The sequence below is a fragment of the Bifidobacterium margollesii genome (assembly GCF_002860355.1).
Taxonomy (GTDB): domain Bacteria; phylum Actinomycetota; class Actinomycetes; order Actinomycetales; family Bifidobacteriaceae; genus Galliscardovia; species Galliscardovia margollesii.
Map to the genome: position 1 here is coordinate 126,811 of NZ_NMWU01000029.1, position 21,886 is coordinate 148,696.

The window sequence follows — 21,886 nt, forward strand, 5'->3', positions numbered from 1 at the left end:
TCGGCCTCCGCGGTGGCTTTCGCTTCCACTCGTTTGTCTCCTTGGTTGGATTATGGGTCTGCCTTTTTACGGCCAAAAGGGATGCCAGCACTTCGCAGCACCGGCATCCCCCAGTAAATCAGTGTCGATTACGAACGAACCTGACTGTTATATCAGGACTTCGTGATCGAAGCGTAGCGCAGGCGGAACGAAGCGTCCAGCGTCAGACCGTTGATGTTCTTCGCGGTAACGGCGGTCTGGGCACCCTGCAGCAGCGGGATGGTGGAAAGATCCTCGGTCTCCAGCTCCTGAATCTGCTTGAGCAGCTCGAGACGCTTGTTCTTGTCCTGCTCGCCGGCCTGCTTGACGATCAGATCGTTGATGGCCTTGTTGCTGTAGCCGTTGTTCACGAAGTTGCCGTCGCGGAAGAACGGGGACAGATAGTTGTCCGGATCGGAGTAGTCCGGGTACCAGCCGAGCTGATAGACCGGGTACACGCCGTTGGAATCCTCAGTGACGACGCGATCCTTCTGGTACTGGGTCCACTCGGTCTGCTGCAGATCGACCTTGAACAGGCCACCCTGCTCAAGCTGGGCCTTGATCGCGGAGTACTCGTCGGCGGTGGAGGCGCCGTAGTGCTCGGCGTTGTACTGGAGCTTGAGATCGATCGGGGTCTTCACGCCGGCGTCGGCGAGCACCTTCTTGGCCTTGTCAAGGCTGGGCTTGCCGTTCTCGCCGTACTTGGTCTTGAAGGTTTCGACCTGACCGGTCACGCCGGTGGGGATGTAGGAGTACATCGGGGTGTAGGTGCCCTTGTACACGTCCTTGGCCAGGGCTTCGCGGTCGAGCAGGTTGGCGACGGCCTGACGCACGGCCTTGGCCTTGTTGGCGTCGGCGTCCTTCTGAGCCTCACCATAAGGCTGGATCTTGAAGTTGAAGGTCAGGAAGCGCTCCTCGCCACCGGGGCCGGTGACGACCTTGACCTTGTCGTTCTTCTTCAGGCTGTCGATATCGGTCGGGGTCAGGGTGCGGTAGGCCACGTCGACCTGTCCCTGCTCCACGGCCATCTTCAGGTTGGAGGCGTCGGCGAAGTACTTCACCTGCACGGCGTTGTTCTTGGCCGGGGTCAGACCCTTGTATCCGTCGTACTTGGCGTAGCTGGCCGCCTCGTTCATCTTGAACGAGGTGAGGGTGTACGGACCGGCGAAGGCCTTCTCCTTGACGATGGTGTCGGCGTCGGTGAGCTTGTCGGCGGAGAACACCTCATCGTCGACGATCGGGCCGGCCGGGGAGCCGAGGACATGCTTCAGGGTCACGTCGAACGGCACGGAGTCCTTGAACACCACGGTGGTGGCGTCCGGAGCCTGGATGTCGGTGATGTTCGCCAGCAGCGAAGACGGACCGTTCTCGTCGTTGATCTTCTTGACGCGGTCGAAGGAGAACTTCACGTCCTTCGAGTCCAGCGTGTGGCCGTTGGCCCACTTCATGCCGTCCTTGAGCTTGACGGTGAACTCGGTGCCGTCGGCGTTCCAGGTACCCTCATCGGCGGCGATGTCCGGGCTCATCTCGGAGCTGTTGTAGTTCTGGGAGAACAGGAACGGGAACACGTTGATGATCACGGCGAAGGAGCCGTTGTCGTACATGCCCGCGGGATCGAGGCTGACGATCTTGTCGGTGGTACCGATGGTGATGGCGTTCGAATCGCTGGAGGCGCCATCATCCTTCACGCCGCCGCAGGCCGCGAGCGACGCGATGGCGGCAATGGAAGCCACTGCCGCGAGAATTTTCTTACTCTTCACGAGTAACCTCTCTTCATTTGAAAACCATATCCGCTGCTTGCCTAGCGGATTCCTGCGGCGACCATACGAACACGACATCGTGTGCCGTCCGATGTGAGTCTCGCAGAGTACTGTCAAGTACAAACACTCATTTATACACTCCCCCTGGGATTTTCCGTCATCGCCGCCTTCCCGCCTCCAATTCGCAGGGCGCCGGCGCCACGCCATGAGCACACCGCATAAGATGGAGGGCAGACGATCACGGGCGTCAGCGCGCCCGTACGACCATTCGGGAAAGGAGGCAAGGCACAGTCATGGAATACGCACTCACGGCTCTGGTGGGCCTTTTCTGCGCGGTGATCGGCATCGGATTCGCGGCCTTCCCCCGCCGCACTTGGGAGATGACCGAGCGGCAGCGTCGTATCTCCAGCGTTGCGGGCGTGATCTTCATGATCCTGTTCGTCGGATTCATGCTCAACGGCAAGGATCCCGAATCCTGGGCGGTGCTGGTGGGAGGCATCATCGGCTACGGCATCGGATGCATCCCCGCGCTGCGCAATGCACTGATATCCCGGTTCGACGTCTTCGAGCCGGCTGCCAAGCCAAAGGGCGGCAACCGCGGCGCAGACGGACGCCGGTAGGCCGGACCGGCAGGAGAATTCCATGGACGAGGATTACGCGGCGCAGATGGCATCGCTCATCGAACTGATGAGGATCATCGGCAACGACACCCAGCAATGCGAGGTCAAGGAGTGCAAGCGCAAACTCTCCTCGTCCATCACCGACACGCTTTCGGCGTTTTCGAACGGTTCGGGCGGCTACATCATCCTCGGGCTCTCCGAAAAGGCGGGATTCACGCCGGTGGAAGGGTTCAACGCCCGGTCGATGCAGGAGGCCCTCAGCCAGGCCTGCGAGAAGATGACGCCGCCGGTGCGTCCCACGATCGTGACGTGCCCGTTCGAGGGCACGAATCTGGTATTCGCCCGGGTCGAGGAGATGCTGCCGCGGGACAAGCCGTGCTTCATCACCGCCGAGGGACCCCATAAGGGTTCGTTCATTCGCACCGGTGACGGGGATCGCCGCATGACCGAATACGAGGTCGATCGGCTGATCGAGGAGCATGTACAGCCTTCGTACGACCTGTCGACCGTACGCGACGCCACACTTGATGACCTCAATCCGCACTTGGTGTTCGGACTGCTGCAGCGGCAGCGGGAACTGCACCCGCATGTGTTCGCCGATCGGCCGGATGCCGACATGCTGCGCGATCTTCGTGTGCTGACGGCCGATCCCGGCAACGCGGCCGATTCCGGCAACGCGGCCGATTCCAACGACGAAAGCACCACACACCCTACGTTGGCCGGCCTGCTGGCGTTGGGCCGCTACCCGCAGAAGTACTTCCCAAGGCTCAATGTCACGATCGCCGTCTTCCCCGGCAACTCGCGCAACGAGGTCTTCGTCGAAGGCGAACGCCTGATCGCCTCGGAAACCATCGTCGGACCGATTCCGGTGATGATCGACGACACCGTGGAGTCGCTGCGGCAATGGACCGGTGCCAGCGACGACGATCGCAGCATCGACGGCGGAGGCCCCTCGGACTATCCGATGACCGTGCTGCGCGAGGCGGTGACGAACGCCCTGCTGCATCGCGACTACTCCCCCGATGCCCGTGGCACGCAGGTGCATGTGGACGTGTTCACCGATCGCATCGAGGTGACGAACCCGGGCGGACTGTTCGGCGCGGTGACGCAGAGCACGCTCAACGCGCCGGGCAACGGATCCACACGCAACCAGTACCTCGCTTCGCTGCTCGCATCGACGCCCTATCCCGACGGCGGCTATGTGCTGGAGAACGGCGGCGCCGGATACCCGCAGATCGAGCACACGCTCAATCAGGAAGGCAGCGATCCGGCGACGATCCGCAATACCATCGACGAGTTCCGCATTACGATCCCCCGCCGCAGGCCTCCGGAGGACGATCGCTCCCGCAACGTGGCCCAGCACATCATGACCCTGCTCAAGGAGAATCCTTCGGCCTCGGCCCGTGACATCATGCACGACCTCGATCTGACGCCGCTGGCCGTGGCGAACGCGCTGAAGGCGCTGATCGCCAAGGGGCTGGTGGAATCCGTGCCGGCCCGGCCGCAGCCCCAGCGCTTCTACCGTCTCAAGCACTGATACCGCTGACGCCGCCGGTTCGGACTCTCGATCGCGCGCCCATCCGACGAACCCTTACCGGAAGTACTGCGTGCGATACGTTTCGGAAACCGAGGAGACGAGTTCGCTGACCACCTTCCCCTGTTTGAAGTCATACAGCGTGGCGATCACCTTGCTCGAGGCGATGCCCCAACCAATCAGATATTCGCTGTCGCTCACCTGCTGCACGTTGCCGCAGTACATCGAGAAGTGGTCGCCGAGATCGAAGTTGCGGAACGCGGTCACCTTATGGCCGGTTTCGTCGAGCGTGAACCGTTTGATCGTGGTGTGCTTCGATGCCACGCCGTTGTCGAACAGCAGGATGTTGTGATCGTTGTCGAAATAGGCGTAGTGCTGACGCGAGAACCGTTGATCCTTCGACAGGCCGAAGTCGTCGTTCTTGCCGCCCAGCGTCCACAGGATCGCCCCGGTGCCGCGGTTGCGGTCGATTTTGATCACCGCATCCTGATTGCGCATCGACATGATGAGATTATGATCCTTCGGATCGATGACGAGACTGTTCGAATGCATGTAGTCCTCATCGCCGCCCAGCAGCTCCTGATAGGCGTCGTCAAGCTCGTGATGCTCCGATCCGAGCCATTCGAACGTCACCCTGCCGTCGTTCACCTCCTGGATGTAGGTGGATCGCATTTCGTTGACGTTGCCCTTGCCGTCGGCGATCGGCGAATACACCTCGGCCATCAGCAGATAATGCGTGGGGCTGAGGAAGATGAAGTCGTGGTTTTCGGAGTATCCTCCCTGCGGCAGCTTCCGAGTGGGCGTCAACCGTATCCGCCTAACCTGCCGGTAGTGGTCGTCCATCAGCACGATCTGCCCGAATTTGAGGCTGAAGTTCTCGATCTGATTGTATTCGGGCACCGATTCGAAGAACGCATAGTAGGTTTTGCCGTCCATCACGATCTTCTTGAGATTGTCGATGTCGATGCCCCGCCGGTAATACTTCAGGCTGCCCGACGTGCTCATGCGGTAGACGTAGGCGGAATCCCCGGATCCCACGCTGCCGTAGTAGTCGCCGGGAAGCGGGGTGAAGTTCTGCCCGCCGAGTTCCAGATTCGGAAAGTCAGTCGGCAACGCCGGCATGGTGATCGTGCGCTGTTCGCCCGTGGAACGGGTGATCGTGATCGTGGTGTTGTGGCGCACCTCGCGTGAAAGCCTGTCGAATTTCAACGACATCGGTTTGCTGTAGACCTTGCCGTTGACATGGACGACGGCATTGACCGGCACCGTCAGCGCAAGGGTGTTGTCCGCCCCAACATGAAGAGATGGGGCGTTGACCGTGGGATTGCGCCGGTTGAGCCCGACGACGACCGGAATGCCGTTGATCTTCAGTCCCAGATCCACACCGCTGAGCGAATCATTGACGAGGTCGCCCTGATCCTTGAGATTCTCATTGATGGCATCGAGTTTCTCGGATGTTGAATCGGACTGCTCGTTCAGATCGTCACGGATCATCCGATACCCCAGATACCCGCCCAGACCGGTGGCCGCGACCACGGCGACGAGCACCACCGCAAGAATAGCAGCGATCAGTCTCCCCTGCATCTTTCCCATGCCGCCATGGTGCATCATAGGGTGTCGACCGACAAGGACATCCCATGACACTTCACCGTCACGTATGAGAGATTTCACCTTGGTGTCTGCCGGCCGCCATAGCATGACTGACAGCAGTCGGGAGACGACGAACGGAACGAATACGCAACGACGACGGCAGCGCGACGGGGGATGCGGATGAGACCAGATGCCAGCGATCCGGACGGTCGCCGCGTCGGCCGTGGCGCACGCAGAACCGCACGGACCGACCGGGCGCTGTCCCATCCGGGTCGGCTCACTGTCACGTATTTCCTGATCCTCGCCATCATCGTTACGCTGCTGCTGCTCATTCCCGAGGCATCGCGCGAACACGGGTCGACGAATCTGCCCATCGCCGCGTTCACCGCGATCTCCGCGCTCACCACCTGCGGCATTCCCGTAGTGAACATGTCGCAGCATTGGACCCTGTTCGGCCAGATCATCATTCTGATCGCCATGCAGCTCGGCGGACTGGGCGTGATGACGCTCGCTTCGGCGATCACCATCAGCATCAGCAAGCGGCTGAGCGCCCCTCAGAACATCCTCACCGCCGCCGAGCTGGGCACCACGAAGCTCAGTGAGGTCAAAGGACTGCTGCGCATCGTGGTGGTGTCCACGTTCGTCATCGAAGCCGTCACCTTCACGGCGCTGCTGCCGCGTATTCTCGAGGTCAACCACGGAGCGATCATCCATTCGCTGTGGGAGTCGCTGTTCTTCGCCGTATCCGCCTACAACAACACCGGGTTCACGCCCGATTCCGCAGGCGTGTACGTCAACGACTGGCGGGTCGGCCTGCCGATCATGCTGAGCACGTCGATCGGAACGCTGGGATTCCCCGTGCTGCTGAACATCTATCAGGAGTTCCGTCGAAGACGAGGGCCTCACCACTGGAGTCTGCACATCAAGCTCACGCTGGTGACGATGCTGGTCGTGATCCTCAGCGCCATGGCATGGTTCCTGCTGGTGGAGTGGAACAACACGGCCATCTACCGAGACGACTCGGTCGCCCACCGTCTGCGGGACGCCCTGACGATCGCGGTGATGCCCCGCACCACCGGCTTCGACGCCTCATGGATGCCGAACGTGTCCGAAGCCACCAAGGGCTTCATGGCGATGGTGATGTTCGTCGGCGGCGGCAGCGCGTCGACTGCGGGCGGCATCCATGTGACCACGCTGGCAGTGCTGTTCCTCGTCTGCCGATCGGTGATGGGCAACAAAAGCCAGATCACCGCGTTTCATCGTCGACTGCACACGGCGACCGTCCGCATGTCGATGGCGATCGCCTCCTCGTCGTTCGTTCTGGTCTATGGCTGCGCTCTGCTGCTTGGGGTGGTGACGGGCCGCCCTCTCGCCGACACGCTGTTCGAAACATGTTCGGCCTTCAGTCTCGGCGGTGCGACGTTGTCCGTGGCGAGCGAATCGAATCCCGCTTCGCTGATGATCCTCGCCGTCGTGATGGTAGTCGGACGCATCGGACCGATCATCATCGGCTATTCCGCGGTGAGGCCGAGACCTCCGGAACCACTGCGGTGGCCAAGCGAGAATATAGTGGTCGGGTAGATGGTTGCGCCCGCGCGAGGCGGAACGCATGATGACAGGTATGAGAAACGCGCGTCGGCATACGCGATGCGCGACGACGGGAAAGGAAACGGCATATGGGCGACGACGGTTTCAATCGATCGGTGCTGGTGGTGGGATTGGGACGGTTCGGCTGCTCTGTGGCCCAAACGCTGCAGTCATTGGATCAGGATGTGCTCGCCGTGGACAAGGACCCGCTGCTGGTGGCCCGCTGGGCGAGCACCGTGCCCACCGTGGAGGCCGACGTCACCGATCCGATCGCCGTGGAGCAGCTGGGAGCCTCCGACTTCGATGCCGCGGTGGTGGCCATCGGCGACAGTGTGGAGGCCTCGGTGCTGGTGACCGGCAATCTGCTTGACGCCGGTATCAGCGATGTATGGGCCAAGTCGGTGTCCAACGAGCACGCCCGTATTCTGCAGCGCATCGGTGCTCGGCATATCGTGAACGCCGAGACGGATGCCGGCAAGCGGGTCGGCCATCTGGTGACCGGGCAGTTCCTCGACTACATCGAGATCGAAGGCGAATACACCGTGGTGAAGATCCACACGCCTCCGCAGGTGGCCGGAAAGACCATTGCCGAGGCGCAGGTGCACGACAAGTACGGCGTCACCGTGATCGGCGTGAACGTGCCTGGTCATGAGTTCCAGCACGGCACCAACGACACCATGATGCCGCTCGGTGCGGAGCTGGTGCTGCTCGGCACCCAGAATCAGATCGACAAGTTCATCAACGGGTGAGCGGCCGGTCGGCGACGACCTCGCGTCGTTTCAGACCTTCCCTTGCAAGAGGAAAAGACGGACGACGTCAGGCCTAACGCCATTTCAGACCTTCCCCTGTGAGGGGAAGGTGGACGGCGAAGCCGTTCGGATGAGGTGATGGACGTTCAGGACTGAAGCCACAGCAGGTACTCGTGATTGCCGTGGGTGCCCGATATCGGACTGTCGGCAGTGCCCCTCACGACGAACCCTTGCGCCTCGGCGCAGGAGATCACCTTGGTGAGGGCCGATCGGCGAGCCTCCTCATGCTCCACGATGCCGTTCTTGCCCAAATGCCCGCGACCGACCTCGAACTGGGGTTTGACCAGCAGTATGATCGGCGATTCCGGGGCGATGATCCGTGCGATCACCGGAATCACATAGGTCAATGAGATGAATGAAACGTCGGAGACGATCATTTCCGGTCGATACGGCAGATCCTCGACATGAATGTCGCGGATGTTGACGCCGCTCATATCAGTGACGCGCACGTCATCGGCGATCCTCGGGGCGAGTTGCCCGTGACCGACGTCGAGCGCGACCACCTGCGAGGCACCGCGACGCAGCAGCACTTCGGTGAAGCCGCCGGTGGAGGCGCCGATATCCAAGCAACGCAATCCGCGCGGGTTTGCAAGCCCTTGGGGACCGAACACGTCGAAGGCGCCGACGAGCTTGTATGCGCCTCGGGAAACGTAGTCCTCCCCCAGATCAACATCGATGTGGGAGGCCGCAGTCACCGAGGCCGAGGGTTTCATCACAACGACCCCATCGACCATGACCCTGCCGTCCCGGATGAGACGCTGTGCCCGGGATCGCGACTGTACCAGGGAACGTTCGACCAGTTCGGCGTCCAGACGCTGACTCATTGTCTTCCTTCCCGTTCATGCAGTCTCATCTCATGCAGTCTCATCGCGATCGATGCGTTCAGTCGAGCCGATCAAGTTCCTTCCGCAATCGTTTGAGAATGCCGCGGTAGGCGTCGATCTGCTCTTCGTATGATTTGCCATCCAGTTCGGCGAGAGCGGACCCGACGTCGATGCGATCATCGTTGTCTTCGCCCGCTTCGCCTCCGGACGTTCGCTCGGATTCCGTCATGGGTGCCATGAATCGAGACTGCTCCGGCACGTCAGATACGGAATTCGGGGATGGTCAGTTCATCGGCGTTCGCACCGGCGTCCATGGCCTCCCACACGGCACAGCATGCAGCGCGCAGGGCGTCGAGACTGTCAAGGGCCGATTCCGCATCGCCGGACTCCTCCACGACCAGTGCGTCATCCGCCAGCCTTGCGCAGGCATCGACGCAACGCCACGAACCATCCGGCTGACGAACCGGCGCGGGATGGGCCACGTTGAGACCGCGCAGGTCCTTGGCGATGAACGAAGGCCTCAGGATCGGCTCGGCCACGATCAGCGAATTCGCGCTGGCCACTCCGGTGAGCACCACCAGCGAATCGTAACCACCACGGTTGCCTGCCTCGATGTCGGTATCGAGACGGTCACCGATGGCGATGCACAGTTCCTGCGCAACCGGCTCCACACCGTTTCGACCAGCCTCGGCCTGCGCATCGGCCACGAGTTGACGGGCTTCGTCATACATCGCGGATTCGGGCTTGCCCGCGGAGGCCACCGGCTGATACCCCACCGCCTCGATCACCGCATTCACCAGGGATCCGCACCCCGGAGCTATACCGAGTTCACGAGGAATGGTCAGATCCCGATTGGTGACGAGGAACATGGCGCCCCGCTGAGCGGCGAACGCGACGGCTGCCAGCTCGTTCCAGGTGATCTCGGGATACCAGCCCTGAATCACCGCTACGGGTTCGTCCTCCACATGATCGACGAGCGTGAGCCCGGCTTTGGTGATCTCCTCGCGAAGATGGGGGGCTCCGGCGGCCAGCACCTTGGCGCCGGCCGGTACGTGATGAGCCACCATGCGGGCAGCCACCACGGATGAGGTGATGACCTGCCAAGGCTCGACGTCAAGACCGAAGCCTCGCAGCTGTTCGGCCACCACGGCTTGGAATCGCGAAGAGTTGTTCGTCGTGTATTCCATCGCCATGCCGGCCTGTTCGGCCTGCCTGATGCTGTCGGCCGCATGCTCCACCGGGTTCTTGCCGCGGTAGACCACGCCGTCAAGATCCAACAGGGCCAGCCTGTAGGCTTCGCTGATCGGCCGCTCCGTGCCTTTGAGGAACCGGGTCATCTTATTCGGCATCCTTCGTCTGTTCACTGGAGTCGTCGTCCGAACCGTCGGAATCCGACTGCTCATCGGAATCCGACTGCTCATCGGAATCCACCGCCGTTTCGCCGGGATCGACGTCGGCGTTCGCACCGTCTTCGGTCTCCTGCGCGGGAAGCTGAGCTTCATCGTCGGCGTTTCGCGGATTGTCCTCGTCGGTGTCGTGATCCTCGATCTGCTCGGGAGTCGTCTCATCGTTGGTCTCAGGCTCCGGATCGGAGTCCTCATCCGCGTCGTCCTCGGTCTCGTCCTCAGTCTCATCCTCGGTATCGTCCGAGGTTTCATCCTCATCATCCGGATAATGGGAGGGATCGAGATCGATGCCAAGGCCTTCAAGCAGCTCGTCGTCGATGTCTTCGAGATCGTTGTCGATGACGGTGTCGTCATCATCCGCGTCGATCTGCGCGTATTCGCTTTCCAAGCGATCCAGCAGATCATCGAGCTTCGCTGCATCCTCCTGACGACCGGCCTGCTCCAGGAAGTTCTGCTCGGCCTGCACGGCACGCATGCGGTACTCGCCGGAGATGCCCTTCGAACGGCCCAGCGTATGAACCAGATCGATGGCCTTATCCCACAAACCGAGATCACCATAAGCTCCGGCGATCACCAGCAGCATTTCCGCCTTGGACTCGCCACGCAACGAACGTACATCGTCCTGAGACGCCATTTCGATGGCCTTCTTGGGCTGACCGAGCCCACGTTCGCAATCGGCGATGAACGGCAGATAATCACGGAAACCGTTCATGCGGTAGGCGGTGCGGAACTCCTTGATCGCCAGCTTGTAGTTCTGCTGACGATAGGCCACGAAGGCCAGGGTCTCACGGGCCATGTCGATGCGGGATGCCTGACGGGCCACCCACTTGGCGTGAGCGAGAGCCAGATCGGGGTCGCTTTCCTCCACCGTGTAGGCGGCAAGCATGTGCAGACCGATGTTTTCGGCGTGCTCCTTGCTCAAGCCACGCAGACGCTCCTTCTCATCCTTGGAGAGCATCGACCAGTCCAGCCCCTTCGGCATCTTGGGCTCGTTGGGACGGCGATCCGTATACGGGTTCTGCGAAGGATACGACACGGTACCGTCGGAATTGCGGCGCCCTCCCTGATAGAAACTGTGGGAGCCTTCGCCGTCCCTCTGATAGCGCGGGTTACTGCCCTGACGGTCGAACGAACGGTCCTGACGATCATGCCGATCGCCACGACGATCCTCACGACGGAAGTCACGGCCTTCTCCGTCCTTATGGAAGTCCCTGCGCTCCTCGTGCTCACCGTCCTTGCGGAAGCCATCGTTCCTGCGGAAGTCGCCGTCCTTATGGAAGTCTCGGCGATCACCGTCCCTGCGGAAACCGCGATCCTTGTGGAAATCCCGGCGATCACCGTCCCTGCGGAAACCGCCGCGTTCACCATCACGACGCTCACCATCACGACGGAAATCCTTGCGATAGCCGCCACGACGCTCACCGTCACGATCGAACCGACGCTCACCATCCTGCCGATCATTACGATCACGATCATTCCGATCACGATCATTCCGATCATTGAACCGACGATCACCATCACGACGGAAATCACGACGATCATCATCATGATGGAAATTCTTGCGGAAACCGCGATCCTTATGGAAGTCCCGGCGATCACCGTCCCTGCGGAAACCGCCGCGCTCACCGTCACGACGGAAATCCTTGCGATAACCACCGCGACGCTCACCGTCACGATCGAACCGACGCTCACCATCCTGACGATCATTACGATCACGATCATTCCGATCATTGAACCGACGATCACCATCACGACGGAAACCGCCGCGCTCACCGTCCTTGCGGAAGTCTCGGCGATCACCGTCCTTGCGGAAACCGCCGCGCTCGCCATCACGACGGAAATCACGACGATCACCGTCACGGTGGAACTTGCCGCCGCCATACGGCTTCTTGCCGTAGCTCTTCCTGTAACCTCCGGAACGAGCCTCGTCACGGCCCTCGCCATGCTCGGAGCGTTCTCCGCCCTGACGACGGAATTCACCGTCCCGGTGGAATCGACGACCGTCACCATCATTGCCACGGCGATCAAAGCCGCCGGAACGGCCGTGACCGAAGCCACCGCGTCCGGAACCGAACTTGCCGCCGCGCCCCTTGTTGTAACCGCCCTTGCCGTAACCGCCGGAACGTCCGGAACCGGAACGACCCTCGGAATGATTGGAACGCTCTTCGCTCATCGTGCCTCCTCAAGCGCCGCGATGTTCTTCTTGCCGCGGCGGATCAGGGCGAAACGACCATGCAGGAAGTCGTCCGCCGTCAATGTCTGTTCTTCGTTTTCAATACGGGTGTTGTTCAGATACAGGCCGCCGGACTTGATCGCTCGGCGTGCCTCCGATGCGGACTTTACCAGCCCGGTCGCCGCGGCAAGATCGATCAGACGATCCCCGACCGCCGCCTTGGGAAACGCACCATCCACCTTCAGACCATCCAGAGCCGCCTCAAGCGTACTCTCGTCAAGTCCGTGCAGATCGCCGCCGCGCCCGAACAGCGCGCCAGCGGCGTCGATGGCCTGCTGGGTGGCCGCCTCGCCATGCACGAAGCTGGTAACCTCCCATGCCAGCGTACGCTGAGCCTCACGACGACCGGGGTTGGTTCTCGACTCCTCCACCAGCCGTTCGATCTCATCCTTGGGCAGGAAGGTAAACGCCTTGAGCAGATTCTCCATCTCCGCATCCGGACGGTTGATCCAGAACTGGTAGAACTTGTACGGACTCAGCATGGTCGGATCGAGCCACACGGCGTTGCCTTCGGACTTGCCGAACTTCTTGCCCTGCGCATCGGTGATGATCGGACTGGTGAACACGTTCACGTCAACGCCGCGCATCTTGTGAATCAGATCGAGACCGGAAGTCAGATTGCCCCACTGGTCGGAGCCGCCCAGTTCCAGCGTGCAGCCGTACTCGTCATACAGATGCAAGAAGTCGTTGCCCTGCAGCACCTGATAGCTGAACTCGGTGAAGGAGATGCCTTCGTCGGAGTTCAGACGGCGGGCCACGGTGTCCTTGGCGAGCATGGTTCCCAGACGGAAGTTCTTGCCCACGTCACGCAGGAAGTCGATGACGTTCATCTGCGCGGTCCAGTCGTAGTTGCTCACGAACCGTACGGCGCTTCCCCCTTCGGTTTCCAGGAATCGTCCGATCTGCGCCTTGAGACGGTCGGCCCACTGGGCGACGATCTCCTTGGGATTGAGCGTACGCTCGCCGCTCTGACGCGGATCGCCGATCAGACCGGTGGCACCGCCGACCAGAGCGATCGGGCGATGACCGGCGGCCTGAAGATGCCGCATGTTGATCAGCTGCACCAGATTGCCGATATGCAATGAGGCCGCGGTGGGATCGAATCCGCAATAATAGGTGATCGGTTCCCCGTTCAGCGCCTGCGCGAGACGGTCCTTGTCGGTCGACTGGTTGACGAGTCCTCGCCATTCAAGTTCCTCAAGCAGCGAGTCGAAGCCCGCTTCCTTGTAGTTTCTGACCTGAGACATGGGTTTCCTACCACTCCTCAATCGTGTTGAATATCGCTGGTTCCAGCAACACTACAGTTTCTCAGAACATCACGACAGCGCCGGTGCCGGCCGGGCATACGCGACGACGTTCACGCCCGGCCGGCGAGGTACCGCTCATAGGCCTGAAAACCACCTTCGAGGTTGACGACGTCATAGCCTCGGTCGGCGAGGATCTCAGCGACCTCCTCACTCCAGCTGCCCTCACGGCAGAACACGACCACCGGCTTGTCCTTCGGCACGTCGCGCAGCACGGCCGCCAATGGGTCGAACGGCGCGTTGATCGCCCCGGCGATGCCGTGCGCGGCCACCTCGTGCGGCTCGCGCAGGTCCAGCAGCGTCACGGTGGAATAGTCGAGATGCGCGAACTGTTCGGGCGTCATCCGTTCGATCCGCGGTTCGTCGTCATCATCATCGATCAGCATGTTTCCCCTTCTTCGTTTCGTTTACAGAACCGGATTCCGGCCCTGTGCCGCGTGGCCTGCCGCCGCATGACCCTGCTCCGGCGTCACGCGGCACAGGCCTCGATCCCGCCCGATTCGGCCTCACGCGGCACAGGATCAAACGGCACAGGCCTCCTGCACGTAGTTGTCGGCATCCAGCTTCGTGATCGTCGGGCTCTCCCCGCACACCGGGCAGTCCGGCACCCGTTCCGGCAGCGGCACAGTGCGGAACTTCATGCCGAGCATGTCGGCAGTGAGCATACGTGCGACCAACGGCTCGCCGGCACCGGTGATGAGCTTGACCACCTCCACGGCCTGCACGCTGCCGATCACACCGACTGCCGCACCCAGCACGCCGGCCTCACGACAGGTGGGGATCTCCCCCGCCGCGGGCATCTCACGGAAGATGCAACGGTAGCAAGGCCCCTCGCCCGGCACGTAGTCCATCACCTGTCCGGCGAATCGCACCACGGCACCGTGCACGAACGGTTTGCCCGCCAGCACGCAGGCGTCGTTGATCAGGAATTTCGCCGCAAAATTATCGGTGGCATCCACCACCACGTCGTAGTCGGCGATCAGTTCGGCGATGTTGCCGGCGGTCACCGTGGCCCGAATGGCGTTCACCTGCACACCGGGATTCAATTCCTGCATGCGTCCGGCCGCGGATCGCACCTTGGGCATGCCGACCGAATCCGTGGAATGAATGATCTGCCGCTGCAGATTGCTCAAGTCCACCACATCGTCATCCACGATGCCGATCGTGCCCACGCCGGCCGCGGCCAGATACAGCGCGACCGGCGAGCCGAGTCCTCCGGCTCCGACGATCAATACGCGAGCGCAAAGCAGTCGTTTCTGTCCGCGCACTCCGACGTCCTTGAGAATCAGGTGCCGCGAATACCGTTCCACCTGTTCGTCGGTGAGTCCCATACCGTCATTCACTCCTTGTCATTGACTGTCGTCCGCCATTGCATGCCGATGCCTGCCGATGCCTGCCGATGCCCCGAGAAAATCAGTGCAGATACCCGGTGGTGGGGCTGGACGGCACGGCCTGTCCCTCGGTGACCTTGCCAAGGCCGGAAAGATACGCCGCGCGACCGGCTTCGATCGCGTCCTTGAACGCCCTGGCCATCAGCGGGATATTGCCGGCCGAGGCCACGGCGGTGTAGGCCATCACCGCGTCGGCGCCCATCTCCATGGCGTCGCAGGCCTGACTTGGACGGCCGATACCGGCATCGATGATCACCGGCACGTTCGCGTTGGCGATGATGATCTCGATGAAATCCCTCATGCGCAGACCCATATTCGAGCCGATCAGGGAGCCGAGCGGCATCACCGCCGCGGCGCCGGCCTCCTCCAGCTGACGTGCGGCGATCGGATCGGGGAACATGTAGGGCATCACCACGAATCCCTCCTTGGCCAGCATCTCCGTGGCACGGATGGTTTCGGCGTTGTCGGGCAGCAGATACTTGGTCTCGTGCTCGATCTCCACCTTCACGAAATCGGTGTGGCACACTTCGCGGGCGAGCCGGGCGATGCGCACGGCCTCCTCGGCGTTTCGAGCGCCCGACGTGTTCGGCAGCAACGTGATGCCTTCGGGAATGTAGTCGAGCACGCTGTTCTCGGTGGTTTGGGCGCGGCGCAGCGCCATCGTCACGATCTGGGTGCCGGCATGTTCCACGGTGGCCTTGATGAGGTTGAGATCATAGCGGCCGGACCCGAGGATGAACCGCGATTGGAATTCGTGGCCGCCGAGGTTCAGCGGCTTGTCGACGACGTTCGGCATCGGGGCGGCGGTGCCCACAGGATTGACGACGCTCGGCTGCGGGGGCAGCGGGGTGTTGGCGACGGATTCCTCGGTGACTGGATTAGGGATCATGATTACTCCTTCGTATGCGTTTTCGTTGATGTTCCGGCTGGTTTCGCCGGTATTCCGGTCCGGATTCCTGATCCGGCCGATGGTCCTGCGGATGGTCCGTCCGGAGATCCGGCCGGGGCTTCGATCCGGAGCGATCGGGTCATCCACCCTGCACGAACTGGACGATCTCCATGACGGCCTGATCGTGCAGCATGGTTTCGGCCCGGCGTTCCCGCGGAATGATCGAGCCGTCAAGCTCCACGGCCACGCGTTCCGCACGGTACCCGTGCGCCTCCAGATAGTCCGCCACGCTCATCGGCGCTTCCAGCGCGACCTGCTCTCCGTTGACCTGCATGCATCCTCCAAACGATCCGCAGTGGATCTGCATATGAAAAAAGGGCGCACGAAAGTCAGCCGTACCCGTGGTGGTGCGCCCCTTCATGAACCCAATCATTCTTTGTTCGATTATGTCTGTTCGGCTATGTCTGTTCGATTATGTCGATCGGCTTGGTCACCATAGCCATGCCGAAAGCAAGCCGTGCCGAAACCCCATCGGACCGGATGCCGAAACCCCGTCGTTCGCATCGACCCATATTCGGGAACCGCCGATCCTCGGCAACCCCGATATGGCACGATCCTTACGGCGGCATGATCCGCATCAAGTCCCACGGTCGAAGCGCTGCTTCCTCTCAGCCGTCACCGGCTCCCGTTCGCCATCACGCTCCACCCTACCGACCCGCATAGACCTTGACGGCGAGGCAGGGTGGAATCAGCATCGTCATCGGTTACCGCGGATCGGAGTCGTCCGACGACGCACGGCCATTAAGGTCTGACCGTCCATCAGGGCTCGACTGACCACTGGAGTTCGACTGACCGCTGACGAGCCGCTCGCGCAGCTGGACGATGATGTCGGTGTAGCCGTTGGCGCGCAGGTGCGGGAATGAACGAATCATGCGCTTCTGCTGATCGCTGAGCACATCGGTCAGCTTTTCGTACATCCGGTTGGCGGTGGAGATCGGCAGACCGGACATTCCCCTGATGCGGTTGCCGGCGTTGCCCGCCACCGTATGCAGGGTTCCCACGGCGCCGGTCATCGCATTGGAAACCGCATCGGGGACCATTGCCGCACCATCCCTCTTCAGGCGTCCGGCGGCACCGGATGCGGTCTGCTTCAGGTCTCCCGCGGTCTGCCTGAGATCGGCGGCGAAATCGGCGAGCCGCTCGTAGAAGCCGCTGAAACCGACGACGGTGATCGTCAGATCCACGCCGATCAGCACGATCAGCACACCCGCGGCGAGATGAAGCCACTGCTGCGGCAGCAGATCGGTGATCCGCACCACCACCGGCTGGGTGATCTCCAGAACCACCAGCCCACCAATGCCGAACACCACCGCACCAAGCAGACAGATACGTCCATTGAGATTGAATCGAAAGTTCGAATAATCCCACCATCGGGCATGGAAGAGCTTCTCCATGGTCCAGGAGGTCACGTATTCCAGCAGACAGGCGCCGATCGCGCCGAGAAAGAAAATCGTGACCGGATACCCCTGCAGGGGTGTGAGCAGCACGATGCCCAGCACCGCACCGGCCCCGTAGATCGGGCAGAGCGGACCGTTGAGGAATCCACGGTTGACGAATCGGCGCTCCTGCGCGGAAACCAGAATCGTCTCGTACACCCATCCGATGAAGCTGTAGAGCACGCCCCACAGGAACAGTTTCTCGAGCAGCAAGGCGATGGTCATGCTTCGATCCCCCTTACGGATTTCGGCAGCGTCGGCTTGGAAAACCGCTTGAGCGAGAAGGTTTCGCGAGTGGCGCTGATCTTGTCGGCCATGGTGATCAGATATCCTTCGAGGTATTTCGGCGGACGAGGGGTCATCGGGAACATGTGGTTGGCGATGCTGTCGCGTTCCACGGCGTTGAGGTCGAAGTCCTTCAGCGCGTTGACGAGGGCCGTGTGCCCGTGGGTGAAGCCGTGCAATCGATGCGTGCCGTTGTCCCAGGCATGCCAGTCGTAGAGGAAGTAGTCGTGCAGCAGGGCCGCGCGGATCAGTGAACGCGGATCCACCCGATGCCACAGGTGCAGTCGGTCGGCGAAATACACGGAGAGGCAGGCCACGCGGATCGAATGGGCGTAGGTGGTGACGGCACCGTGTTGGAAGCAGGTGCGCTCGAACTGCATGTGCTCGTGTTCCAGAATCCCCCTTCCATGCCTATCGACCAGTTCCCGGATTTCGTCACGGGTCAGCAGACGTCCCACCATTGCCCCCTCGGCTCGTTTGATTGCTCGACATCTATTCGGCATCATGAATCGTTTCGGCCGCCATACAGCGACGTTCGCGATGCCGACATTCACGATGCCGACGTCGTGGTTATGCCACGAAATGCATGATTGTGTCGTATTGCTGTTCGATTCTAGACAACAGTGGAAGAGACGGCACTCGTTCACAAGGATGAGATCGAATTAGATCACGGGATTACGGTTCTGGATCAGAAAAACAAAAATGCCTGTCAACTTTGACAGGCATTACTAACGAATGAATGCTGCGGCGTGCTACTCTCCCACACCCTACCGAGTGCAGTACCATCGCCGTGCCAAGCCTTAGCTTCCGGGTTCGGAAAGGGACCGGGCGTTTCACTTGGGCCATGACCGCAGCAAGAGAAAAAGATACACTATCTGCTTCGTACTGCAAAATATCGGCGTGTCGCATGTATTGACCGGATTGGAGTTGCCGCCTAGGTTGCTGTGCTACGTGTCGAATAGGGCAGTCGTCTAGTTCAGTTCCGCCGGACGACCGTCCAATCCCGATGGCTTACGGATGATGAATTAAGAGCAGTGGACCAAGTTTGATGGGCTAGGTTGATGGACTAGGTTGATGGATCAAGGCGTCAAAATACCGAAATGCGGTCTGGTCCATCGCAATCCGGCTCCCCCGATTTCAGGATCGCTGCAATCATGCGATTTTGGAACTCGGCCAATTTCGATCACGGTGGATTACCGTGCATTCTACGCGAAATGCACGGTAATCCACCGAACGACCGGTCAACGACGATATCCGCCGTACAGCGCTACGCCATCTGCGGCGTCTGAGCCCTACAGCGTTTCGGGGGCTTTGTAGGCGGGGCCGTCCGACGTGGAGGATGCGAACAGTTTGAGCTCCTCGACTTCGGCCTTGGCGTCGACGATCTGCTCGCGCACACGACCGAACGCCGTGCCGCCCTTGCCGTTGCGGGAGTTCACGGAACCGCGGCTGGAAAGCACTTCGCGTACCTTCGGAGCCTTGTCGGCGGGCAGGAAGTCAGCGAACGTTTCGGCGAAGTCCTTGTCGGTGAGATCCCACAGCTCCTGGCCACGGCCCTCGGCGATCTTCACGCAGGCGCCGGAAAGCTCGTGAGCATGACGGAACGGCACACCGTTCTTGACAAGCCATTCGGCGATGTCGGTGGCGAGAGCGAAACCGGTGGGGGCCTCGGCCTCGAGACGTTCGGCGTCGAAATGCATGGTGGCGACCATGCCGGTGAAGGCGGGCAGCAGTACTTCGAGGGTGTCGACCTGATCGAACACGGCTTCCTTGTCTTCCTGAAGGTCGCGCGCGTAGGCGGTGGGCAGCCCCTTGAGCGTGGCGAGCAGGCCGGTCAGGTCGCCGATCAGACGACCGGACTTGCCGCGAGCGAGCTCGGCGATGTCGGGGTTCTTCTTCTGCGGCATGATCGAGGAGCCGGTGGAGTAGGCGTCATCGAGCTTGACGAAGGCGAACTCCTGCGTGTTCCAGATGATGATCTCCTCGGAGAGTCGGGAGATGTCGACGCCGGTCATGGCGGCGATGAACGCGAATTCGGCGACGAGGTCGCGGGCTGCAGTGCCGTCGATGGAGTTGTCGGTCACCTTGGCGAAGCCGAGTTCGCGGGCCACGGCCTCAGGGTCGAGACCGAGCGTGTTGCCGGCGAGTGCGCCGGAGCCGTAGGGGCTGGCGTTGATGCGGGCGTCCCAGTCGATGAGACGCTTGATGTCGCGCATCAGCGGCCAGGCGTGGGCCATGAGCTGATGGGCGAGCAGGACGGGCTGCGCGTGCTGCATGTGGGTGCGGCCGGGCATGACGGTGTGGCCGGCTTTTTCGGACTGGGCGATCAACGCGTTGACGAGGCCGATGAGTTCGCCTGCGATCACACGGGCGTGACGACGCAGCCACATGCGGATCAGGCATGCGATCTGGTCGTTGCGGGAGCGGCCGGCACGCAGTTTGCCGCCAAGCTCGTCGCCGGCGATGTCGATGAGACCACGTTCCAGTGCCGTGGCCTCGTCCTCGTCATCTTCGATGGGGGTGAAGGCACCGGAGTCGACGCGACGCTGAAGCTCGTCGAGGGCGTCTTCCATGCGGGCGAGCTCGTCGTCGGTGAGGAGCCCAGCACGGCCGAGCGCTCGAGCGTGGGCACGAGAGCCGGCGATATCGTCGTCGGCCAGACGCCAGTCGAACTGGGTGGACTTGCTCAGCCGAGCCAGTTCGGGCGACGGGCCGGACGTGAAGCGGCCGCCCCATAGGGCGAGGTGTTCGGACTGCTGGTTGGATTCGGTCATGAGAGTGCAGCTCCTTGTTTATGGAATGCGTAAAAATCGCTGTTGTTCAGGGTATCAGCGCGGTCCAACAACGTGGGTTGGCTGGGTCTTGGTGAGTCTTCTGTGGCTCTCGTTGGTTCACTCTTTTCGAGGTCTCAAAAAGAGTGAATTGGAAACGAACATTTAAGCACAGTCCAGCGCGATTTCAACGATGAACCGAACAGCATTCATGTTACCCCGAACAACAAATAATTCACTCTTTCACCAACGCCAAAAAGAGTGAATCATTTCCCCTCTTTTCAACCTTTCAATCGAGCACAAATTCCTCAATGAGGCTCTAGAGCTAAGGCTCTAGAGATAACACGCGGTGAACGCGAGATTGAACGGGTCGCACGCCTCCTCAATGAAGCTCTAGAGCTAAGGCTCTAGAGATCCGGTTCGAGGATCTGCAAAAGGGCGACGTGACCGTTCCTCAATGAAGCTCTAGAGCTAAGGCTCTAGAGATCGTGGTGGTCTTGCCGGTGCCGCCCTTGCCGTTGATCCTCAATGAAGCTCTAGAGCTAAGGCTCTAGAGATCAGCCACGCGTCGAGAGCCTCGGGGCGGTATCTCACTCCTCAATGAAGCTCTAGAGCTAAGGCTCTAGAGATGCCTAAATCGCTGTAGAGTCCGTAATTGACCGTTCGTCCTCAATGAAGCTCTAGAGCTAAGGCTCTAGAGATCCCTGAAATCAAGAGAGCTATCACAGATCGACCACAGTCCTCAATGAAGCTCTAGAGCTAAGGCTCTAGAGATCGGAGACCCGTCGTCTGCTGGCCGAGGATCCACTGCAATCCTCAATGAAGCTCTAGAGCTAAGGCTCTAGAGATGTGGGCTTGGGCTTCGAAGAGGCGCCGTTCCACCGCAGTCCTCAATGAAGCTCTAGAGCTAAGGCTCTAGAGATCTTCGACCTGATCATCCACTGTCCGGACCCGCTCAATCCTCAATGAAGCTCTAGAGCTAAGGCTCTAGAGATGAGATGGGTCTGAAGACCCTCATCCGCCGCAGCTTCAATCCTCAATGAAGCTCTAGAGCTAAGGCTCTAGAGATGAGATGGGTCTGAAGACCCTCATCCGCCGCAGCTTCAATCCTCAATGAAGCTCTAGAGCTAAGGCTCTAGAGATATCGAACGAAGCTCCTATCTTGAGGGAGATTTCGACTTTCCTCAATGAAGCTCTAGAGCTAAGGCTCTAGAGATGCCCATGAACCCCTCGAAACGGAACGTCATGGCGTCCAATCCTCAATGAAGCTCTAGAGCTAAGGCTCTAGAGATCCATCAGCGTCCCTCCTTGAGTTTGATGGAGTCCAATCCTCAATGAAGCTCTAGAGCTAAGGCTCTAGAGATACTGG

Annotated in this window: 18 protein-coding genes, 1 rRNA gene, 1 CRISPR repeat array and 1 riboswitch; of the genes, 4 read left to right on the plus strand and 15 right to left on the minus strand. The window is 60.9% G+C overall.

What is annotated here, in order from left to right:
* Window positions 1-152: 152 nt before the first annotated feature.
* Window positions 153-1,778 (minus strand): ABC transporter substrate-binding protein, encoded by a 1,626-nt coding sequence (locus Uis1B_RS08745; protein ID WP_101617461.1) that lies wholly within the window; start codon window positions 1,776-1,778, stop codon window positions 153-155.
* 293 nt (window positions 1,779-2,071) lie between these two features.
* Between Uis1B_RS08745 and Uis1B_RS08750 the strand changes: the two genes are divergently transcribed.
* The gene (locus tag Uis1B_RS08750; RefSeq protein ID WP_101617463.1) at window positions 2,072-2,398 is read left to right on the plus strand and encodes a hypothetical protein; all 327 of its coding nucleotides are present in this window, start codon (window positions 2,072-2,074) and stop codon (window positions 2,396-2,398) included.
* A 22-nt stretch (window positions 2,399-2,420) separates the two neighbouring features.
* Window positions 2,421-3,935: an ATP-binding protein gene (locus Uis1B_RS08755; protein ID WP_101617465.1), complete on the plus strand. Its 1,515-nt coding sequence runs from the start codon at window positions 2,421-2,423 to the stop codon at window positions 3,933-3,935.
* Between the two features lie 54 nt (window positions 3,936-3,989).
* Here Uis1B_RS08755 and Uis1B_RS08760 read toward each other — a convergent pair whose 3' ends face one another.
* Complete coding sequence (locus Uis1B_RS08760; RefSeq protein ID WP_165782818.1) at window positions 3,990-5,525, minus strand: aryl-sulfate sulfotransferase; 1,536 nt, start codon at window positions 5,523-5,525, stop codon at window positions 3,990-3,992.
* A 177-nt stretch (window positions 5,526-5,702) separates the two neighbouring features.
* On the opposite strand from Uis1B_RS08760, the gene Uis1B_RS08765 reads away from it, so the two are divergent.
* Together Uis1B_RS08765 and Uis1B_RS08770 are read left to right on the plus strand one after the other, a co-directional pair.
* Window positions 5,703-7,103, plus strand: a complete 1,401-nt coding sequence (locus Uis1B_RS08765) for a potassium transporter TrkG (RefSeq protein WP_101617516.1) — start codon at window positions 5,703-5,705, stop codon at window positions 7,101-7,103.
* 95 nt (window positions 7,104-7,198) lie between these two features.
* Window positions 7,199-7,858, plus strand: coding sequence for a potassium channel family protein (locus tag Uis1B_RS08770; protein WP_101617469.1), 660 nt, complete (start codon window positions 7,199-7,201; stop codon window positions 7,856-7,858).
* Between the two features lie 146 nt (window positions 7,859-8,004).
* Here the strand turns inward: Uis1B_RS08770 and Uis1B_RS08775 are convergent, their stop codons facing one another.
* The 13 genes from Uis1B_RS08775 to argH form a co-directional block, all read right to left on the minus strand.
* Window positions 8,005-8,742, minus strand: a complete 738-nt coding sequence (locus Uis1B_RS08775; RefSeq protein ID WP_101617471.1) for a TlyA family RNA methyltransferase — start codon at window positions 8,740-8,742, stop codon at window positions 8,005-8,007.
* 58 nt (window positions 8,743-8,800) lie between these two features.
* On the minus strand, window positions 8,801-8,980 hold the full coding sequence (locus Uis1B_RS12055; RefSeq protein ID WP_165782819.1) for a hypothetical protein: 180 nt from the start codon (window positions 8,978-8,980) through the stop codon (window positions 8,801-8,803).
* A 22-nt stretch (window positions 8,981-9,002) separates the two neighbouring features.
* Complete coding sequence (locus tag Uis1B_RS08780) at window positions 9,003-10,079, minus strand: HAD-IIA family hydrolase (protein WP_101617473.1); 1,077 nt, start codon at window positions 10,077-10,079, stop codon at window positions 9,003-9,005.
* 1 nt (window position 10,080) lies between these two features.
* Entirely contained in the window at window positions 10,081-12,321 is a 2,241-nt protein-coding gene (locus Uis1B_RS12380; RefSeq protein ID WP_243390325.1) for a tetratricopeptide repeat protein, read from the minus strand.
* On the minus strand, window positions 12,318-13,628 hold the full coding sequence (gene tyrS, locus Uis1B_RS08790) for a tyrosine--tRNA ligase (protein WP_101617475.1): 1,311 nt from the start codon (window positions 13,626-13,628) through the stop codon (window positions 12,318-12,320). Before tyrS ends, Uis1B_RS12380 begins: the two co-directional genes overlap by 4 nt.
* Before the next feature lie 110 nt (window positions 13,629-13,738).
* On the minus strand, window positions 13,739-14,071 hold the full coding sequence (locus Uis1B_RS08795) for a rhodanese-like domain-containing protein (protein WP_101617477.1): 333 nt from the start codon (window positions 14,069-14,071) through the stop codon (window positions 13,739-13,741).
* Between the two features lie 135 nt (window positions 14,072-14,206).
* Complete coding sequence (gene thiF / locus Uis1B_RS08800) at window positions 14,207-15,016, minus strand: thiazole biosynthesis adenylyltransferase ThiF (protein WP_101617479.1); 810 nt, start codon at window positions 15,014-15,016, stop codon at window positions 14,207-14,209.
* Between the two features lie 82 nt (window positions 15,017-15,098).
* A complete protein-coding gene (locus tag Uis1B_RS08805; RefSeq protein WP_423734879.1) occupies window positions 15,099-15,965 on the minus strand; it encodes a thiazole synthase in 867 nt (288 codons plus the stop codon).
* Window positions 15,966-16,104: 139 nt separating this feature from the next.
* A complete protein-coding gene (thiS, locus tag Uis1B_RS08810) occupies window positions 16,105-16,299 on the minus strand; it encodes a sulfur carrier protein ThiS (protein ID WP_101617481.1) in 195 nt (64 codons plus the stop codon).
* Window positions 16,300-16,562: 263 nt separating this feature from the next.
* Window positions 16,563-16,664: riboswitch (TPP riboswitch) on the minus strand.
* 65 nt (window positions 16,665-16,729) lie between these two features.
* A complete protein-coding gene (locus Uis1B_RS08815) occupies window positions 16,730-17,680 on the minus strand; it encodes a putative ABC transporter permease (RefSeq protein WP_423734882.1) in 951 nt (316 codons plus the stop codon).
* Between the two features lie 2 nt (window positions 17,681-17,682).
* Window positions 17,683-18,207, minus strand: a complete 525-nt coding sequence (locus tag Uis1B_RS08820; RefSeq protein WP_207763407.1) for an HD domain-containing protein — start codon at window positions 18,205-18,207, stop codon at window positions 17,683-17,685.
* Window positions 18,208-18,485: 278 nt separating this feature from the next.
* A 5S ribosomal RNA gene (rrf, locus tag Uis1B_RS08825) occupies window positions 18,486-18,602 on the minus strand.
* Between the two features lie 436 nt (window positions 18,603-19,038).
* Window positions 19,039-20,520 (minus strand): argininosuccinate lyase, encoded by a 1,482-nt coding sequence (argH, locus tag Uis1B_RS08830; protein WP_101617484.1) that lies wholly within the window; start codon window positions 20,518-20,520, stop codon window positions 19,039-19,041.
* 302 nt (window positions 20,521-20,822) lie between these two features.
* Window positions 20,823-21,881: a CRISPR direct-repeat array (repeat unit 36 nt; unit sequence TCCTCAATGAAGCTCTAGAGCTAAGGCTCTAGAGAT).
* Window positions 21,882-21,886 lie beyond the last annotated feature (5 nt).

What these genes read in the sequence shown, in the direction of transcription:
- Uis1B_RS08755 (WP_101617465.1), top strand. Translation starts at nt 2,421, where the DNA reads ATGGACGAGGATTACGCGGCGCAGATGGCATCGCTCATCGAACTGATG.
- thiF (WP_101617479.1), bottom strand. Translation starts at nt 15,016, where the DNA reads ATGGGACTCACCGACGAACAGGTGGAACGGTATTCGCGGCACCTGATT.
- thiS (WP_101617481.1), bottom strand. Translation starts at nt 16,299, where the DNA reads ATGCAGGTCAACGGAGAGCAGGTCGCGCTGGAAGCGCCGATGAGCGTG.
- argH (WP_101617484.1), bottom strand. Translation starts at nt 20,520, where the DNA reads ATGACCGAATCCAACCAGCAGTCCGAACACCTCGCCCTATGGGGCGGC.
- Uis1B_RS08765 (WP_101617516.1), top strand. Translation starts at nt 5,703, where the DNA reads ATGAGACCAGATGCCAGCGATCCGGACGGTCGCCGCGTCGGCCGTGGC.
- Uis1B_RS08760 (WP_165782818.1), bottom strand. Translation starts at nt 5,525, where the DNA reads ATGGGAAAGATGCAGGGGAGACTGATCGCTGCTATTCTTGCGGTGGTG.
- Uis1B_RS12380 (WP_243390325.1), bottom strand. Translation starts at nt 12,321, where the DNA reads ATGAGCGAAGAGCGTTCCAATCATTCCGAGGGTCGTTCCGGTTCCGGA.
- Uis1B_RS08820 (WP_207763407.1), bottom strand. Translation starts at nt 18,207, where the DNA reads ATGGTGGGACGTCTGCTGACCCGTGACGAAATCCGGGAACTGGTCGAT.
- tyrS (WP_101617475.1), bottom strand. Translation starts at nt 13,628, where the DNA reads ATGTCTCAGGTCAGAAACTACAAGGAAGCGGGCTTCGACTCGCTGCTT.
- Uis1B_RS12055 (WP_165782819.1), bottom strand. Translation starts at nt 8,980, where the DNA reads ATGGCACCCATGACGGAATCCGAGCGAACGTCCGGAGGCGAAGCGGGC.
- Uis1B_RS08780 (WP_101617473.1), bottom strand. Translation starts at nt 10,079, where the DNA reads ATGACCCGGTTCCTCAAAGGCACGGAGCGGCCGATCAGCGAAGCCTAC.
- Uis1B_RS08770 (WP_101617469.1), top strand. Translation starts at nt 7,199, where the DNA reads ATGGGCGACGACGGTTTCAATCGATCGGTGCTGGTGGTGGGATTGGGA.
- Uis1B_RS08805 (WP_423734879.1), bottom strand. Translation starts at nt 15,965, where the DNA reads ATGATCCCTAATCCAGTCACCGAGGAATCCGTCGCCAACACCCCGCTG.
- Uis1B_RS08775 (WP_101617471.1), bottom strand. Translation starts at nt 8,742, where the DNA reads ATGAGTCAGCGTCTGGACGCCGAACTGGTCGAACGTTCCCTGGTACAG.
- Uis1B_RS08750 (WP_101617463.1), top strand. Translation starts at nt 2,072, where the DNA reads ATGGAATACGCACTCACGGCTCTGGTGGGCCTTTTCTGCGCGGTGATC.
- Uis1B_RS08795 (WP_101617477.1), bottom strand. Translation starts at nt 14,071, where the DNA reads ATGCTGATCGATGATGATGACGACGAACCGCGGATCGAACGGATGACG.